This window comes from Salmonella sp. NW645, from assembly GCF_051703725.1.
Classification (GTDB): Bacteria; Pseudomonadota; Gammaproteobacteria; order Enterobacterales; family Enterobacteriaceae; genus Salmonella; species Salmonella enterica.
Map to the genome: position 1 here is coordinate 317,560 of NZ_JAMMKR010000003.1, position 15,955 is coordinate 333,514.

Consider the following 15,955-nt stretch of genomic DNA (forward strand, 5'->3'; position numbering starts at 1 on the left):
AATAATGAATACACAAAGACGGATAAGGAATGGTATTACCTCGCGCTTATCCGCAAGCTATACGTTGATTGGCTGTGACAATTCACAGCCACAGCGCGCAACATGCGCCTTTATTTTCGGCAGGTGGTATGAAAAAAGTTATTTTTTCTTTGGCGCTGGGTACGTTCGGACTGGGGATGGCCGAGTTTGGCATTATGGGCGTGCTGACGGAGCTGGCACGCGATGTCGGGATAACGATTACCGCCGCCGGGCATATGATCTCGTTTTACGCCTTCGGCGTCGTGCTGGGCGCGCCTGTTATGGCGCTCTTTTCCAGCCGCTTTTCGCTTAAACATATACTGCTGTTTCTGGTCACGCTGTGCGTGATGGGCAATGCCATATTTACCTTTTCCTCGTCATATCTGATGCTCGCCGTCGGCAGACTGGTTTCCGGCTTTCCGCATGGCGCCTTTTTTGGCGTCGGCGCCATTGTCCTGTCAAAGATTATCCGCCCCGGGAAAGTCACCGCCGCCGTCGCGGGTATGGTTTCAGGGATGACGGTGGCGAATCTGGTGGGCATTCCGGTCGGCACTTACCTGAGCCAGGAATTTAGCTGGCGCTACACCTTTTTATTGATCGCGGTTTTCAACATCGCCGTGCTCACCGCGATTTTCTTCTGGGTGCCGGATATTCGCGACAAAGCCCAAGGCAGCCTGCGCGAGCAGTTCCACTTCTTGCGTAGCCCCGCGCCGTGGCTCATTTTCGCCGCCACGATGTTCGGCAATGCGGGCGTTTTTGCCTGGTTCAGCTATATCAAGCCATTTATGATGTACATCTCCGGTTTTTCGGAGACGAGCATGACGTTTATTATGATGCTGGTCGGGCTGGGGATGGTGTTAGGCAATCTGTTAAGCGGCAAACTCTCCGGCAGATATACTCCACTGCGCATCGCGGTAGTGACTGACCTCATTATCGTGCTCTCTCTCATGGCGCTCTTTTTCTTCAGCGGATACAAAACAGCATCGCTGACTTTCGCGTTTATCTGCTGCGCTGGTCTGTTTGCGCTCTCTGCGCCGCTGCAAATCCTGCTGCTGCAAAACGCCAAAGGCGGCGAACTGCTGGGCGCGGCGGGAGGGCAAATCGCCTTTAATCTCGGTAGCGCGATTGGCGCCTGGTGCGGCGGGCTGATGCTGACGCTAGGTTTTGCGTACCACTATGTGGCGCTTCCCGCCGCCCTGCTCTCGTTTTCCGCCATGTCGTCGTTGCTGGTATACGGACGTCTAAAACACAAGCAGCCATCGGTCACGCCGGTTGCCGGATGACGCCATCCGGCTAGAAACGTTACGCCAGCGGCCACAGCCAGGCCGCGCCGCGCACGCCGCTTGAATCGCCATGCAGCGCCTTACGTACCGGCGTCTCGCACTCGCCGCCAAAAACAAACGATTTCATCAGCGACGGAACCGTCTTGTACAGGCGCTCAACATTGCTCATACCGCCGCCCAGCACAATGACATCCGGATCCAGAATATTCACGACATGAGATAATGCTTTCGCCAGCCGCAGCTCATAACGGCTTAACGCCAGTTCCGCCACGGCGTCCTGCGCGTCGACCAGACGAATAATCTCATCGCCTTTTAGCGCTTTACCGCTCAAACGCTGGTAATCCGTGGCAAATCCCGTACCGGAAATAAAGGTTTCGATACAGCCTTGTTTACCGCAATAACAGGGAATTTCTTCGCGGTAACGCAACTCATCGTCATCCATCCACGGCAACGGATTGTGGCCCCATTCACCTGCCGTACCGTTGCTGCCGATGTGCGCCCGGCCATTTAGCGCTACGCCCGCACCACACCCGGTACCGATAATCACCGCAAATACCGTTTGCGCCCCCGCCGCCGCGCCATCCACCGCCTCTGATACCGCCAGGCAATTGGCATCGTTGGCTAACCGCACTTCACGCTTCAGACGACGGCTCACATCGCTATCGAACGGCTGGCCGTTAAGCCACGTAGAGTTAGCGTTTTTTACCACGCCGGTGTAAGGCGAGAGAGAACCGGGAATGCCAATGCCGACGCTACCGGTCTGGCCGGTCGCCTGTTCCGCCATGTCGACCAGCGTAGCGATGGTTTCTGTCGTTTGCTGATAATCCTCCCGCGGCGTAGGCAGACGATGGCGAAACCGCTGCTCTCCTGCATCATCAAGCGCAATGACTTCCGTTTTTGTGCCGCCTAAATCGATACCAATACGCACATACCGCTCCTCATTTTTTGGGAATATCAACAGGGTAGAATTCACCGTTCTGATTGGCAATGCAAGCCTGCCGACAATTCGTTACTATACCGCCTGGATTTAACGACAAGGCCGTGGAAATTATCATGCTGTGGTTCAAAAATTTAATGGTTTACCGTCTTAGCCGCGATATTACATTACGCGCCGAAGAGATGGAGAAACAGCTCACCTCAATGACGTTTACCCCATGCGGTAGCCAGGATATGGCCAAAATGGGCTGGGTTCCGCCGATGGGCTCTCACAGCGATGCGTTAACGCACACCGCCAATGGCCAAATTATTATTTGCGCGCGCAAAGAAGAGAAAATCCTGCCATCGCCAGTGATCAAACAGGCACTGGAGGCGAAAATCCAGAAACTGGAAGCCGATCAGGGACGCAAGCTGAAGAAGACGGAAAAAGATTCCCTGAAGGATGAAGTGTTGCATTCGTTGCTGCCGCGCGCGTTTAGCCGCTTCAGTCAGACAATGATGTGGATTGATACCGTTAACGGCCTGATTATGGTTGACTGCGCCAGCGCGAAAAAAGCGGAAGATACTTTGGCGCTACTGCGTAAAAGTCTTGGCTCGCTGCCGGTCGTCCCGCTGGCGCTGGAAAACCCGATTGAGCTGACGCTCACCGAGTGGGTGCGCTCCGGTACGGTCGCTCAGGGTTTCCAGTTGCTGGACGAAGCCGAATTGAAAGCGATGCTGGAAGATGGCGGCGTGATCCGCGCGAAAAAGCAGGATCTGGTCAGCGACGAGATCGCCGTTCATATTGAAGCGGGTAAAGTGGTCACGAAGCTGGCGCTCGACTGGCAGCAGCGTATTCAATTCGTCATGTGCGACGACGGCTCCATTAAGCGTCTGAAATTCTGCGACGAGCTGCGCGATCAGAACGAAGATATCGACCGGGAAGATTTTGCCCAACGTTTTGACGCGGACTTTATCCTGATGACCGGCGAGCTGGCGGCGCTGATTCAAAGCCTGGTGGAAGGATTAGGCGGCGAAGCGCAGCGCTAACCAGAGGGTCCCTCTCCGCCGGAGAGGGGACTCACCGTTACAAATAGCGGCACAGATACGAGGTGGGCTCAGCGACCTGTAGATGAAACTCGCTGTGGCCAGGCACGTTAAACACCTCACCGGCTGTATACACTTTCCATTCGACAGTTCCCGGCAACAGTACCTTCAACGCGCCGCTCACAACCGTCATCTCTTCGGGTTCGGCGGTGCCAAAGGTATACTCCCCTTCCGCCATCACACCAACGCTGGCCCGGCCGGTGCTACTGCTGGTAAATCCAATAGACTTCACTTTCCCGGAAAAGTATTCATTGCTTTGTAGCATAATCAGGCCCCGTCTCATTATTAAATTAACACCCAATATAGAGTCCTGACGTTCGGCCTGTCACGTAAAATTAGACAAGCAGTTCTGAAGCTAACCGCGCAATCAAAACATTAGAGAGTAAAACCGGCACATCCAGCGCCTGCTGTAAAATATCCCGATGACGCTGATGAAAACCCAGACAATCCAGCATAATGACGTCCGCGCCTTGATCCAGTAGCGCCTGTCCGGCATCAATTAACTGTTGCTCAGAACCGTGAACCGGATTCGCCAGCGAATACACCGGCGGCATTTGCAATACCTGCCATTTTTTCTCCTGGGCCGCCAGAAGTTCTGCAACAGGCACAATCACGCCCACCTGATGTCCATCCACAATAGAGGCGACAAGCGGTGGGATAATACGCAGCGGTTCAAGCAAAATAGAATTACGGGCTGCCATACTTTTAATCGCCGCGGTGCTCATCAGTATAATGACATCATAACCCTGGTTATCCAGCACCTCGACAACGCTCTGTAAATCTCGCTCCACCTTCTGGCGGGAAACATGGGCTATCTGGTTATCATTCAGCAACGTCAAAAGCGGATCGTCGCCAGGCTCTACAGCGTAATCCGCCATAACGTCTTCCCGGCTCATTTTTCCCAGCAGGCTATGATGGGTGATGTGTTGTTCGTCGATGTATTCCGTCAGAAGCGGTAACACTTCGCTCATTGGCACAACGCCGATTGTGAGGATTGCCAACGACGCACTCATTTTTATTCCACCTTATTACTTCGTCGTAATTCCCGGGCAAATATTCACACGCTCACCGCGCTACCTGCCCTACAAATCTCAGAAAGCGTAGCAGCAGATGAGCAACGTATTGTGTAAAGATTCCAAATAACTCCAATATTGTATTGTTATCGCTTAATTTACGGTTTTAGTTGCCAGTATAAATGTTTCAAGAATGTGATGGAGATACAATTTAGGGGTACCCGGAATCCCTTCCGAGTGCTTCATGCGTCTATGATTTATCCGGATCTTCGTAACGTTTTTTCGCATCCATCGCTTCTTCTGCGGTCGGATGCTCGCTGATGAGCGAATCAGGTTTCGGATGGTCAGCCCGTAGCTGATACCACGTCACCGTCTGGCCCGGCGTGCCTTTTTCAATGGTGACGATATAAGCTTCCCGCGGATAAGGTGGTCTGGTTGGCATAGCGTTTCCTTTATTCTGGGTGAGCGTTAAGTATAGACATCTCCCTGTAACCGTTGCGTCGACGGCGGCAACGCCGCAATAATTTCAGAAACGACCTGGGCCGGCGTTTTCGTCGCGTCAATAATGTAATGCGCCGTTTCGCGATACAACGCGTCACGCTGCTCAAGCACTTCCCGAACCTCTTCGCTCAACGGCTTGCCGGTGAGGGTCGGGCGCAGATCCGCTTCAGGTTCAGCCTCAAGCCGGTTAACCAGCGTGGATACCGGCGCGCACAGATAAATCACTACGCCAACACGGTGCATATAACGTCGGTTATACTCCGTGAGAATAATACCGCCCCCCGTCGCCACAACAGTCGAAGGCGCGCTTACCGCTTCCAGGGCCGCGGTTTCCCGGGCGCGGAACCCTCCCCAGCCTTCTTTTTCAACGATATCAGCGACGCTCATCTGCACGTGCGATTGCAGCCAGCGGTCGGTATCTGCAAACCGAAAACCGGTTGCCTGCGCCAGCGCCATACCGATGGTGGTTTTCCCACAGCCCCGCGGGCCAACAAGATAAAGAGGTTGCATCATAGCAGGCGTTCCCCCAGGAACTGCGCATACGCAGGATTTGATAGCAGCAATGTTATAATCATATCATCTAACTAGTACAACGCATAAATGTAAACAATAATTTACATTAAAGTACTAAAGTCACAATATTAGTACTATAGCAAGAATCAGAAATGAATAAACTGTAAATTTTTCATTACACGATTTATTTTTTACGCTGGCTTTCCAGCCACCACTTATCCAGCTCGGCGGCAAAATGCTGACGATCGCGCGGCGAGAGAGTGTTTGGTCCCCCCGTTTGTACGCCGCTGGCGCGTAGCGTGTCCATAAAGTCACGCATCGTCAGACGTTCGCGAATCGTGGCGTCGCTATAGCGTTCTCCCCGGGGATTAAGAGCCGCAGCGCCTTTTTCCAGCACTTCAGCCGCCAGCGGAATATCCGCGGTAATCACCAGATCGCCCGCTTCGCATTGACGCACAATTTCATTGTCCGCCACGTCAAACCCGGCGGCCACGCGGAGCGTGCGGATAAAACGCGAAGGCGGCACACGCAAGGCCTGATTGGCAACCAGAATAAGCGGCAACTGCATCCGCTCGGCGGCGCGGTACAAAATTTCTTTAATGACATTCGGACACGCATCCGCATCCACCCAGATGGTCATAATGTCTCCCGTACGGTATACAATCTTTTATTGTCTCGCGCTTTTGTCTTTCATCAAAGTGCTGTTTCTCCTTCTGCCCGTTTTCAATCCGCGTTAAGCTAACCATTCCCCATAACACACAAACATAGGGAGTGACGAGATGGAGAAGAAAATCGGTTTTATTGGCTGCGGTAATATGGGCAAGGCTATTCTTGGCGGACTGATTGCCAGCGGTCAGGTACTTCCCGGTCAGATCTGGGTCTACACCCCCTCCCCCGATAAAGTTGCCGCCCTGCATGACCAGTACGGCATTAATGCGGCGCAAAGCGCGCAGGAGGTCGCTCAGGTCGCGGATATCGTTTTCGGCGCGGTAAAACCGGGCATTATGGTGAAAGTGCTCAGTGAAATCTCCTCCAGCCTGAACAAAGACTCTCTGGTGGTCTCTATCGCCGCAGGCGTAACGCTTGATCAGCTTGCGCGCGCGCTGGGACACGACCGTAAAATCATTCGCGCTATGCCGAATACGCCGTCGCTGGTTAACGCAGGAATGACCTCCGTCACGCCCAACGCGCTGGTCACACCGGAAGATACGGCTGATGTCCTGAATATTTTCCGCTGCTTTGGCGAGGCGGAAGTGATTGCTGAGCCGATGATCCATCCGGTGGTTGGCGTGAGCGGATCTTCGCCGGCCTATGTCTTTATGTTTATCGAGGCGATGGCGGACGCTGCCGTTCTGGGCGGTATGCCTCGCGCTCAGGCTTATAAATTCGCCGCGCAGGCCGTCATGGGATCGGCGAAAATGGTACTCGAAACCGGAAAACATCCCGGCGAACTGAAAGATATGGTGTGCTCGCCTGGCGGAACGACGATTGAAGCCGTACGCGTTCTGGAAGAACGTGGCTTCCGCGCTGCGGTAATAGAAGCGATGACGAAGTGTATGGAAAAATCAGAGGCGCTCAGTAAATCCTGAAGCCCGGCTGGACGTCATGCCGCCACTTCGGTGCGGTTACGTCCGGCATTCTTTGCTTTGTAAAGCGCCATATCCGCAGACTTTAGCCATTCCCGATAATGACCGATTTGTGGCGTTAACGGCGCCACGCCCACGCTGATACGTAACATGACCTGCGGCGCGCCCGGCAAGCGTAAGGTATTTAGCCGTTCATGCACTCGCGACATGGCGGTAATCGCGCTGTCTGCCGGCGTTCCGCACATAATCACCGCAAATTCGTCGCCGCCAAAGCGCCCGATAATATCACTCCCGCGTAGCGTTATCTGTAATTGACGCGTCAGGGCGATAATAGCCTCATCCCCAACATCATGTCCCCAGGTGTCGTTAATGCTCTTAAAATGATCGATGTCGATAATCAACAATGTCGCCTCCCGATGGTGGCGTCGACTGTGATCGAATTCATTACGTAATAAAATTTCCCAGTGGCGTCGGTTATAGACGCCGGTCATGCCATCCCGCGAGCTCATCGCCTGCAAGCGTCGCTTATGTTCCGCTAATTTAATGGCCGTTTGGTAACTTACCCAGGCGAACAGAAGCGGATACAACATAATGACGGGCAAAGAGAGCGTAACTTCCAGCGACGAGCTTCGCATAGCGACGGGTAGCCCGGTAAGCTGCAACGTCACCAGACATGACGCCAGCAAAAGCCCCATTCCGGCAGTGAATAGCTGCCGCCCGCCAGCCCCCATCAGATTCATGCTCATCATCATAAACAGCGCGGCGGCAGGCAACATATTGACGCCCATCAGCGCGATCCACATGCCGGAGAGGATCGCATCCACTTTCAGGTTGTAAATTTCCTGACGTAGCGGATCAAGGGCTTTCGCCGACCACTGCCACGCCAGATGCGGCCAGACAAAAGACCAGCCGACCAGCAACAGCCACCAGCCGCCAAAGACAGGTTGCGTCACTAACACGGCGGCCACCGGTAAAAACATCCCCCCTAACCCCACCGCGCGCGGTAGCCTGATGCGCCGGGCGAAGCGCAACCCGGAGCGCTGACGATCATCAGGAGGGTCAGGCGGCGCTACCGCCTGTTCAACTGCTTTTCGGTAAAAATTTTCATCATTCATTATTTTTGGGAACATTTAGAAACAATTTTCCCAAATTATAGAAACAGAGCGCATGGAGGGAGTATGAAATTTCGGGTGAGTGTTTTTCAGGGCTCACCCGATAGCACTACGCCGCTTTTTTCAGGCAGGCGCTCATAAACTTGCTACGGTCATCGCCTTTCAGGGATTGTTCCGTCGCCTGAACATTGCATTCACGCATTTTCTGCTGTTGCGGCGTCAGGCTTTTCTCGCCAGGGGCTGACTTACTGTTTTTCAGGCAGTCGCTAAGGTAGGTTTTACGCGCATCGCCTTTCAACGCTTGCGCTGTCGCCTGCTGATTACAGGTTGTCATGCGCTGCTGTTGCGGCGTTAACGGTTTCTCGGTTGCGCCGACGGCGGTTAAAAAGACCAGGCCAAAAAGTAAAGTCACCAGTAATGTTATTTTCATAGCACCATCCTTTTGTCAGTGTACACATTACACGTTGTCCCTTTGGGAAATATCCCAGGGACTTTATATAAGTCTGGCTGTTACTGGCAAAAATACCACCCGGTTGTAAAAGTATTACTTACCGTGAGCAATAGATGTTTTATTGATTGACAAACCGTAGGCTAATGTGCAATTCGATTATCCACAGTCACACTGGCAGGATGCAGAAGAACAGCGCATAGCGTTACACTGTTATTACCATAGCCGCTTCGTTTTTATTTTCTTCTGGTTAATACAGAGCAAAATAAAAACGAAGCGGCCAGGGCTATTTTATAAAAGTAACGTTATAACAACTGTGTTGTTTTAAATACGATTAGTGCCGGGGGTGTCTCAGCAACTTTTTTACATATTGGCGCAGCAATTCCGTATCGTGATCAGGAACGCTGGCATCCGGCTTTACGCCTTCAAGTGCCCCCTCTACCTGACGTATCAACATCTCCTGCTCGTTTTGCGCCATGTTACGTAACATTGCTGTGACGATAATCTCTAACGCTTCTACCTGAGCAACCAGTTCTTTCGACTCTTCTTCTTTTTGGGCTAGCTTAAGCAACAACTCTGCTATGAGATTTTTCATGACCATATTTCCTTATTAGTTCCAGGGTGACGTTATCACTATGAAGAACCACTGCCTAGAGGCTGAAAGTACTATTTTTATGATACAGGAAGAACTTTACACAAATAATTATCACTGTCGCCGCAGCGAAACGTTTCTCAGACCGAAAACGAGACGATAATAAACCATCAAAAAACAATAATCACGCTATATCATAATTTAAGGTTATGCCATCTATAGAAAAACTTCACGGATAAAGAATATATCTTTTAATTTAAACCATATCGTAACGGCAGAAGCGCCGTTACGATGCACCGCTATTGGCCTTTCGCTTTTTGCGCGTTACGCCGACGACGTAACACCAGGGTCAGTTGCCCAATATTGATCAACACGATCGCCGCCGTAGCGATAAAAACCCAGCGGAAACCGGCCATCGCCGATACCGTCGCGCCCATCAACGGCCCAACCACGTTGCCCAGGTACATAAATGACTGGTTGTAACCAAAAATACGTCCGGTAATTTGATCGCTGGAGTATTTCACCAATAACGTTTGTACGGCGGGTAACATCGCGCCATCGGCAAAGCCTAACAAGAAACGCAACAGCCCCAACTGGAACGGCGTGGTGACCCAGGACATCGCGAAGAAAAGCAGCACTGCGCAGATAAGCGTGGCCATCAGAATTCTTTCCGTGCCGATTCTGTCGCCAAGTTTTCCCAGGCGAGGCGCGGAGATAAGCGCGGAGATACCGGGCACCGAGGCAATTAACCCGCTAAGAAAGGCGATGTTATTACTGTCCGGCATCATTGATTTGATAAACAGCGCCAGGATTGGACTGATGGAACCATTACAGAGTTGAATGACCATCGTGGTAAAAAACAAACTGATCACCAGCGCAGGATAAGGTAACGACGCAAAAACGGCTTTACCGCTCAGGCGTTCGCTTTTCCTGATGACCGGACGTACGCCTTCTTTAATTAAAAATAGCGTGACCAGAAAGCTCACCACCAACAGCATGGCGGTAATCAGAAATACCGCCCGCAGCCCGATATGATCCGCGACAAAGCCGCCCATTAACGGCCCGCCGATAACGCCGCTGATTTGCGCGGTAGAAAGCGTACTGAGCGCCCAGCCGCTACGTTCGCGCGGTACCTGAGAGGCTACCAGCGCCATGGCATTGGGGATATAGCCTGACGTTAACCCCATGATTCCGCGCAGCAGGAAAAGTTGCCAGACATGGGTCGCGAATGCCTGCAGTAGAATAGCTATCGCCATCCCGAGCGACGCGCGCAATAGCATCAGTTTACGCCCTTTACGATCGGCGAGACTGCCCCACATCGGCGACACAATGGCGGAAATAAGAAACGTGATGCTAAACGTTAACCCGGACCACATTGATAACGCTTCATGGGAAGAGACGCCAAGCTGGGAAATATAAAGGGGTAAAAATGGCAGGATTTGGCTGATTGCCAGCCCGGTAAAAAAACATCCAAACCAAACGGAAATTAGATTAACTTTCCAGGATTCCATAAGACTCGTAACGGTAAGTAGCTGAAAATACGCGTTAGCTTAGCAAGCTCTCATTTTCCTGGTGGTTCCAGAGGTGCGATACGTCACACTTTGCTATTTTGTCTCCCCGTTCATCATTTTTGTGAAACATATCACATTATATAGCCGCGCAAGGCAGACGTTTATGCTTTAACGACACACGCCGTAGCCCCGCATTCCAAGATGAAAATGGTTAGCATGAGCAGCGTTATAGTCAGGCCCGAGTCCATTGCCATAATAATGGCAACTGGCGTTTAACATAGCGCGTAACCAGGGCCCCGTCTCCTCACGCCCCCAGCCGCGCAGAACAGTGATTTTTCGGCCATCCGATAGCTGAAACCCGCTGACATCCAGCGCTTCTGCGCTGGCATGTTCACTGCGACGCGCATCCGGGCGGTGATAAATATTACGGCAGGCATAGCTGCCCAGATGTTCGATGCGGGTCAGGCGGCGCTTCATCCACGTTTCTGTTAAAGGTTTTGCCTGCTGTTCGACAAACAGCGCGGAGCGCAGCGCCAACGGGCAGGAGGCTAAAAAACTGCTGCTCAGTTTGACCTGGCCAAAATCTCTGACGCGCACAACATGGGACAAGGGACATTCACCAGTGCTATCCGCAACAGGTTGTGATGAAATTAATCCCTGTTGATTGGCCGCCGTCAAAAGCTCCCGGCACTGCGACAGCGTAAGGCGCTGTAGTTTGAAGGTAGTGATCCAGCCTGGCGGATCGGCAAGTTGTAGCGGAGCAAAAGGATTATAATAAGAGGGAAGATAACGATATCCCAGTCCGCCAATGCCGCCCAACAGCACAATAATCAGAAAACCCTTACCTCTCACGCGGCCTCCGTTCTCACATCCCATAAACATTATGGCAGAAGCCCGCGAAACCCGCGTTTTGTCGTGGTAATGTATACGCTTTGCATTCGATGGAATGGGTTTTTAAGATGGCGAAATTGCGGGTAGGAATAGTATTTGGCGGTAAGTCGGCGGAACATGAAGTGTCTTTGCAATCAGCGAAAAATATCGTTGATGCGATCGATAAAACCCGCTTCGACGTGGTGCTGTTAGGGATAGATAAGGCAGGACAATGGCATGTTAACGATGCGGAAAATTATTTGCAGAATGCAGACGATCCGGCACATATCGCGCTACGTCCTTCGGCAATCAGTCTGGCCCAGGTGCCTGGCAAACACCAACACCAGTTGATTAACGCCCAGAACGGGCAGCCGCTACCGACGGTAGATGTTATTTTTCCTATCGTCCACGGTACGCTGGGCGAAGACGGCTCATTGCAGGGGATGCTGCGCGTCGCAAACTTACCGTTTGTCGGTTCAGACGTGCTGAGCTCCGCAGCCTGCATGGATAAAGACGTCGCCAAACGACTGCTACGCGATGCAGGACTGAATATCGCCCCGTTTATTACACTCACCCGAACGAATCGTCACGCGTTTAGTTTTGCCGAGGTTGAATCCCGTCTGGGACTGCCGCTGTTCGTTAAGCCCGCCAATCAGGGCTCTTCGGTCGGCGTTAGTAAAGTCGCTAACGAAGCGCAATATCAGCAGGCGGTCGCGCTGGCTTTCGAATTCGATCATAAAGTGGTGGTGGAGCAAGGGATCAAAGGGCGCGAGATCGAATGCGCCGTATTAGGTAACGATAACCCACAGGCCAGTACCTGCGGCGAAATCGTACTGAATAGCGAATTTTACGCCTACGATACTAAGTATATTGATGATAACGGCGCACAAGTTGTCGTGCCTGCGCAGATCCCTTCCGAGGTGAATGACAAGATCCGCGCGATCGCGATCCAGGCTTATCAGACGCTGGGGTGCGCGGGTATGGCGCGTGTCGATGTCTTCTTAACGGCAGACAATGAGGTCGTGATTAACGAGATCAATACGCTGCCAGGTTTTACCAATATCAGTATGTATCCAAAACTCTGGCAGGCGAGCGGATTGGGCTATACCGATTTGATCAGCCGCCTGATTGAGCTGGCGCTGGAACGCCATACGGCGAATAACGCCTTAAAAACCACGATGTAATAGCGCACGCCCGATAGCGCAACGTTTATCGGGCGTCTTTTACCTCATCATCTTCGCGCCGGCGAATGATGAACCCCGCCAGCCAGAAGCTGATAATCCACGTTACCAGCCCAACGCCATAGGTTTGCCATCCTTTCGCCTCAAAACCCAGCAATCCTACGACGCCATTCAAAATAAAGATAAGGCCAATAGAGAAGGCATAGTAGTGCCAGTCACGACGAATTTTTACAGGCAAACGCATAACGACTCCGACGTATTAACAGCAACAAAAACGTATTTTTGCATACTTCTGGCGAGCGAGTCTGTGGGGGATACGGAATTTCTTAAATGTTAATTGATTTTGATAAAAGTGATCATTTTGTGACAACTAACAAAAATTTACGCGATGGATACATTCCGTATGTGAAATTACCATGATTCTGATATTGACAAACACAATGACCTGTCAGACTTCACAGTAAGCCGATGGCATAACGCCAGATCGTAGCCGATCATCCTGGAGGTCTTTATGGCTGATTTCACTCTCTCAAAATCGCTGTTCAGCGGGAAGCATCAAGAAACCTCCTCTACGCCCGGAAATATTGCTTACGCCATATTTGTACTGTTTTGCTTCTGGGCCGGAGCGCAACTCTTAAACCTGCTGGTTCATGCGCCGGGCATCTATGAGCATCTGATGCAGGTACAGGATACAGGTCGACCGCGGGTAGAGATTGGTCTGGGCGTCGGGACGATTTTTGGTCTGGTGCCCTTCCTCACAGGCTGCCTCATTTTCGCCGTTATCGCCGCGTTTTTACGCTGGCGTCACCGTCACCAATAAACCTTAGCGCGCTGGAGAAAATATCCCAGCGCGAAATTTATCGCCCCATACACCGCGCCCGCCGCTCATCAACTCGTTTAGCAAACCAGGCGGTCGTCAGCTTGCGCGTGATCTTCGGACTTTCCAGTTGAATACCGGGCAACATTTCCCGCGCAAGCGTCTTGCCCGTTTTGGCCTCGGCCAGTTTATAGACTTTCTTGTAGAGCGCCGTTTTTTCAAACGCCAGGCTATCGCCTTTCTCCAGTTGGCTGCGAATTTCGCGCTCACTCATTCCCAACTGCCCTGCCAGTTTGCGCACCGCTAACTCTGTTTTGCCCGGTTTCTTGCTGTTATAACGAATCAGATCGCCATCCAGCGCCAGTTTTACCCCACTGGCTTTACTGACGGCATTCTGGAACGCAGCGTTACGGCTGGCGTACCATCCCGCGTTGAAGTCGGCGAAGCGGAAAACAGGCGCGCTGTAGTTCGCCGGGTAATTCAGCAAATGGTAGGTTCCAAACCACAATCCGCCACGGCGCGTAAAGACCTCCTGACGTACCGTACCCGCCATCTTCCACGGATAACCTTTCGCGTGCTGTTCGGCAAAGGCAATGCTGACCTGCATCGGGCCGCCCGTATGCACCGGGTTATATGAGCCAAATAGCGTCTGCCCCATAGGAACCATATTGATAAAGTCGTCAAAAATAGCGCTAAGCTGTTTTTCGGTTTTTACCGTGTCCAGGCGTTCGCTATAGCTCTTGCCGTTAGGGGAGTTAATTTTCAGCGCGGTGTGCACCAGAAACAGCGGAATGTGTAGTCGTTCAGCACGGCGATCAATCTCCTGCCAGGCTATTTTACTTAGCCCCGGCACGACAGGATCCGCCTGATAACCGGACTCCTGCTGGGCGACAGCCAGCACCGAACAGATATTTTCTACCGTCGGCGCCAGCCCCTGGCTCTTAAACGTTGTCGCGATGTCTTTCGCCCAGGCCTCTCTGTCTTTGACACTGGCCGGCATTTTCTGACGTACTACGCTTGCCACGTCGACAGGCTTCTCGCCCTTGCTCACCGGCTGCCCGGATTGACTACTACAGCCAGCCAATATGGCGACCGCCAGAAAAGGCAGAGGATAAAGACGGGACGCCGTCGACATAACGTTTCCTTCTGTTAGCTAAAAGAGTGGCTCACTTCCTGAACTGGCTGACCATCCAACTGGCGTTCAAAGCTACGTAAACGTTTATAAATAGACATCAGCTCCACCAGAGTCGTCCAGGAGTTAATCAAATACTGGAACGAACCGCGCACCTGGCCAAACACGTTGGTGATTTGCGTCATCAGCCCCAGCGTAATCGTACCGGCAACAATGGAAGGAAACAGCAGGAACAAACCGAAAACGTTATCGACCTGCAAATAGAGAATGCGCGCGATGTTGAAATACATATAGTGAAAGTAGAGACGGAAGTAGTTATGGCGCACCGCGCTAAACAGTTCACGGACGGTTGGCGGCGTGGCGCGGCTGGCGTCATCTTCACCGTAGACCAGCTCCTTACGATAAGCGGCTTCCACTCGCTGATTTTTAAATTCCAGCCCCGGCAATTTGATCCCGACGACCGCCAGCAGGCCCGTCCCCATTAATGACCAGACTATAGCGGCAATGACCAGGCCGTAAGGGATATGCCCTACGATGGGTAAATCCGGCACATGCGCTGACAGGGTGACCAACACCGGCAGAAAGGCGATGAGCGTCATGATGGCATTGATAAAACTCACGCCCATATTCTCCAGTGTAGAGGCAAAACGCATGGTGTCTTCCTGTACACGCTGGGCGGCCCCTTCGATATGGCGCAGGTACTGCCAGTGCGCCATATAGTGCTCATTCATTGCGGTACGCCAGCGAAATACATAGTGGCTGACAAAGAAGTTGTTCAGCACACCGATCACCACGGCGATAAGCGCAATACCGAGAAACACCCCCACTTCATGATAAAATTGACCAAGAGTGACCTTGTGCGGCGAGCTGAGCGCCGTTTGAATCAAATCATAGAACGGCGCGTACCAGGCGTTAACCGCAACGCCAACCTCCACCAAAAACCAGGTGACAAAAATAATGAGCGAGGTGCCAAGTATCGACCAATACTGCCAGCGGTGCGGGCTATAGATGAACCAGAACGTTGCAAATAATCCCACGCAAATCAGGTAATAAGCATAAAAAATCAGATAGTCCAGCGACCAGAAGCGCGCTGCGCTGATAGGCACTTCATCGGATGCCCCTACAAGTCGCGCCACCCAATCTCCTCCTCCCGCCTGCCAGAAAATGACGGCGATCAGCGCCCAAACAAACGCCGACATGAAAAACGGCCCTGGCTTTGGGAAAAAAGATTTAAACATCATGCTCTCCTGCTAACTTCTTCTCTTTATTACGGCTGCTGTAACGGCGGCAATATCACGCCATGCCCACGCAAATGAAAGGGCTAAACCAGGCATTGTGACCTACGTTGTGACGCTT

General features: G+C 52.2%; 19 protein-coding genes. 5 read left to right on the top strand and 14 right to left on the bottom strand.

The features are described 5' to 3' along the window. Nucleotides 1-128 precede the first annotated feature (128 nt). Nucleotides 129-1,301, top strand: a complete 1,173-nt coding sequence (araJ, locus tag NA389_RS08715; RefSeq protein WP_000755634.1) for an MFS transporter AraJ — start codon at nucleotides 129-131, stop codon at nucleotides 1,299-1,301. Between the two features lie 19 nt (nucleotides 1,302-1,320). Here araJ and mak read toward each other — a convergent pair whose 3' ends face one another. Then, the gene (mak, locus tag NA389_RS08720; protein ID WP_001219286.1) at nucleotides 1,321-2,229 is read right to left on the bottom strand and encodes a fructokinase; all 909 of its coding nucleotides are present in this window, start codon (nucleotides 2,227-2,229) and stop codon (nucleotides 1,321-1,323) included. A 125-nt stretch (nucleotides 2,230-2,354) separates the two neighbouring features. On the opposite strand from mak, the gene rdgC reads away from it, so the two are divergent. Next, a complete protein-coding gene (rdgC, locus tag NA389_RS08725; RefSeq protein WP_000964307.1) occupies nucleotides 2,355-3,266 on the top strand; it encodes a recombination-associated protein RdgC in 912 nt (303 codons plus the stop codon). 37 nt (nucleotides 3,267-3,303) lie between these two features. On the opposite strand, the gene ppnP is transcribed toward rdgC, so the two are convergent. From ppnP to NA389_RS08750, 5 genes are all read right to left on the bottom strand, one after another. Beyond that, nucleotides 3,304-3,588, bottom strand: coding sequence for a pyrimidine/purine nucleoside phosphorylase (gene ppnP, locus NA389_RS08730; RefSeq protein ID WP_000941953.1), 285 nt, complete (start codon nucleotides 3,586-3,588; stop codon nucleotides 3,304-3,306). Nucleotides 3,589-3,658: 70 nt separating this feature from the next. Next, nucleotides 3,659-4,336 (bottom strand): AroM family protein, encoded by a 678-nt coding sequence (locus NA389_RS08735; protein ID WP_001276437.1) that lies wholly within the window; start codon nucleotides 4,334-4,336, stop codon nucleotides 3,659-3,661. A 250-nt stretch (nucleotides 4,337-4,586) separates the two neighbouring features. After that, nucleotides 4,587-4,778, bottom strand: a complete 192-nt coding sequence (yaiA, locus tag NA389_RS08740; protein WP_001143161.1) for a protein YaiA — start codon at nucleotides 4,776-4,778, stop codon at nucleotides 4,587-4,589. Between the two features lie 26 nt (nucleotides 4,779-4,804). Beyond that, nucleotides 4,805-5,350, bottom strand: a complete 546-nt coding sequence (gene aroL, locus NA389_RS08745; protein WP_000983570.1) for a shikimate kinase AroL — start codon at nucleotides 5,348-5,350, stop codon at nucleotides 4,805-4,807. 184 nt (nucleotides 5,351-5,534) lie between these two features. After that, nucleotides 5,535-5,990, bottom strand: coding sequence for a YaiI/YqxD family protein (locus NA389_RS08750; protein ID WP_000158137.1), 456 nt, complete (start codon nucleotides 5,988-5,990; stop codon nucleotides 5,535-5,537). A gap of 139 nt (nucleotides 5,991-6,129) precedes the next feature. Between NA389_RS08750 and proC the strand changes: the two genes are divergently transcribed. Beyond that, nucleotides 6,130-6,939: a pyrroline-5-carboxylate reductase gene (gene proC / locus NA389_RS08755; RefSeq protein ID WP_000412193.1), complete on the top strand. Its 810-nt coding sequence runs from the start codon at nucleotides 6,130-6,132 to the stop codon at nucleotides 6,937-6,939. A gap of 14 nt (nucleotides 6,940-6,953) precedes the next feature. On the opposite strand, the gene adrA is transcribed toward proC, so the two are convergent. From adrA to NA389_RS08780, 5 genes are all read right to left on the bottom strand, one after another. Continuing rightward, the gene (adrA, locus tag NA389_RS08760; RefSeq protein ID WP_000484091.1) at nucleotides 6,954-8,066 is read right to left on the bottom strand and encodes a diguanylate cyclase AdrA; all 1,113 of its coding nucleotides are present in this window, start codon (nucleotides 8,064-8,066) and stop codon (nucleotides 6,954-6,956) included. A gap of 91 nt (nucleotides 8,067-8,157) precedes the next feature. Then, nucleotides 8,158-8,478 carry a phosphate starvation-inducible protein PsiF gene (psiF, locus tag NA389_RS08765; protein WP_000705162.1) on the bottom strand — a complete coding sequence of 107 codons (321 nt, stop codon included), beginning with the start codon at nucleotides 8,476-8,478 and terminating at the stop codon, nucleotides 8,158-8,160. Between the two features lie 352 nt (nucleotides 8,479-8,830). Continuing rightward, a complete protein-coding gene (gene iraP / locus NA389_RS08770; protein WP_001518423.1) occupies nucleotides 8,831-9,091 on the bottom strand; it encodes an anti-adapter protein IraP in 261 nt (86 codons plus the stop codon). A gap of 296 nt (nucleotides 9,092-9,387) precedes the next feature. Then, entirely contained in the window at nucleotides 9,388-10,599 is a 1,212-nt protein-coding gene (locus NA389_RS08775) for a multidrug efflux MFS transporter (RefSeq protein ID WP_000446773.1), read from the bottom strand. A 168-nt stretch (nucleotides 10,600-10,767) separates the two neighbouring features. Then, on the bottom strand, nucleotides 10,768-11,481 hold the full coding sequence (locus NA389_RS08780) for an extensin-like domain-containing protein (RefSeq protein WP_000480786.1): 714 nt from the start codon (nucleotides 11,479-11,481) through the stop codon (nucleotides 10,768-10,770). 77 nt (nucleotides 11,482-11,558) lie between these two features. Here NA389_RS08780 and ddlA point away from each other — a divergent pair, with 77 nt between their 5' ends. Continuing rightward, on the top strand, nucleotides 11,559-12,653 hold the full coding sequence (gene ddlA, locus NA389_RS08785; protein ID WP_001096588.1) for a D-alanine--D-alanine ligase: 1,095 nt from the start codon (nucleotides 11,559-11,561) through the stop codon (nucleotides 12,651-12,653). A 25-nt stretch (nucleotides 12,654-12,678) separates the two neighbouring features. On the opposite strand, the gene NA389_RS08790 is transcribed toward ddlA, so the two are convergent. Then, a complete protein-coding gene (locus tag NA389_RS08790) occupies nucleotides 12,679-12,894 on the bottom strand; it encodes a DUF2754 family protein (RefSeq protein ID WP_001239240.1) in 216 nt (71 codons plus the stop codon). Between the two features lie 267 nt (nucleotides 12,895-13,161). Here NA389_RS08790 and NA389_RS08795 point away from each other — a divergent pair, with 267 nt between their 5' ends. Further along, a complete protein-coding gene (locus NA389_RS08795) occupies nucleotides 13,162-13,470 on the top strand; it encodes a YaiY family protein (protein WP_000763137.1) in 309 nt (102 codons plus the stop codon). Between the two features lie 37 nt (nucleotides 13,471-13,507). On the opposite strand, the gene yaiW is transcribed toward NA389_RS08795, so the two are convergent. Together yaiW and sbmA are read right to left on the bottom strand one after the other, a co-directional pair. Beyond that, nucleotides 13,508-14,602 (bottom strand): surface-exposed outer membrane lipoprotein YaiW, encoded by a 1,095-nt coding sequence (yaiW, locus tag NA389_RS08800; RefSeq protein ID WP_000100995.1) that lies wholly within the window; start codon nucleotides 14,600-14,602, stop codon nucleotides 13,508-13,510. A 14-nt stretch (nucleotides 14,603-14,616) separates the two neighbouring features. Further along, nucleotides 14,617-15,837 carry a peptide antibiotic transporter SbmA gene (sbmA, locus tag NA389_RS08805; protein WP_000477022.1) on the bottom strand — a complete coding sequence of 407 codons (1,221 nt, stop codon included), beginning with the start codon at nucleotides 15,835-15,837 and terminating at the stop codon, nucleotides 14,617-14,619. Nucleotides 15,838-15,955 lie beyond the last annotated feature (118 nt).

Bases quoted from the DNA above. Each gene is read 5' to 3' on its own strand.
- araJ (WP_000755634.1), top strand. From the start codon at position 129: ATGAAAAAAGTTATTTTTTCTTTGGCGCTGGGTACGTTCGGACTGGGG.
- NA389_RS08795 (WP_000763137.1), top strand. From the start codon at position 13,162: ATGGCTGATTTCACTCTCTCAAAATCGCTGTTCAGCGGGAAGCATCAA.
- yaiA (WP_001143161.1), bottom strand. From the start codon at position 4,778: ATGCCAACCAGACCACCTTATCCGCGGGAAGCTTATATCGTCACCATT.
- NA389_RS08735 (WP_001276437.1), bottom strand. From the start codon at position 4,336: ATGAGTGCGTCGTTGGCAATCCTCACAATCGGCGTTGTGCCAATGAGC.
- psiF (WP_000705162.1), bottom strand. From the start codon at position 8,478: ATGAAAATAACATTACTGGTGACTTTACTTTTTGGCCTGGTCTTTTTA.
- ddlA (WP_001096588.1), top strand. From the start codon at position 11,559: ATGGCGAAATTGCGGGTAGGAATAGTATTTGGCGGTAAGTCGGCGGAA.
- adrA (WP_000484091.1), bottom strand. From the start codon at position 8,066: ATGTTCCCAAAAATAATGAATGATGAAAATTTTTACCGAAAAGCAGTT.
- yaiW (WP_000100995.1), bottom strand. From the start codon at position 14,602: ATGTCGACGGCGTCCCGTCTTTATCCTCTGCCTTTTCTGGCGGTCGCC.
- ppnP (WP_000941953.1), bottom strand. From the start codon at position 3,588: ATGCTACAAAGCAATGAATACTTTTCCGGGAAAGTGAAGTCTATTGGA.
- NA389_RS08780 (WP_000480786.1), bottom strand. From the start codon at position 11,481: ATGTTTATGGGATGTGAGAACGGAGGCCGCGTGAGAGGTAAGGGTTTT.
- rdgC (WP_000964307.1), top strand. From the start codon at position 2,355: ATGCTGTGGTTCAAAAATTTAATGGTTTACCGTCTTAGCCGCGATATT.
- aroL (WP_000983570.1), bottom strand. From the start codon at position 5,350: ATGATGCAACCTCTTTATCTTGTTGGCCCGCGGGGCTGTGGGAAAACC.
- NA389_RS08775 (WP_000446773.1), bottom strand. From the start codon at position 10,599: ATGGAATCCTGGAAAGTTAATCTAATTTCCGTTTGGTTTGGATGTTTT.
- iraP (WP_001518423.1), bottom strand. From the start codon at position 9,091: ATGAAAAATCTCATAGCAGAGTTGTTGCTTAAGCTAGCCCAAAAAGAA.
- proC (WP_000412193.1), top strand. From the start codon at position 6,130: ATGGAGAAGAAAATCGGTTTTATTGGCTGCGGTAATATGGGCAAGGCT.
- NA389_RS08790 (WP_001239240.1), bottom strand. From the start codon at position 12,894: ATGCGTTTGCCTGTAAAAATTCGTCGTGACTGGCACTACTATGCCTTC.
- NA389_RS08750 (WP_000158137.1), bottom strand. From the start codon at position 5,990: ATGACCATCTGGGTGGATGCGGATGCGTGTCCGAATGTCATTAAAGAA.
- sbmA (WP_000477022.1), bottom strand. From the start codon at position 15,837: ATGTTTAAATCTTTTTTCCCAAAGCCAGGGCCGTTTTTCATGTCGGCG.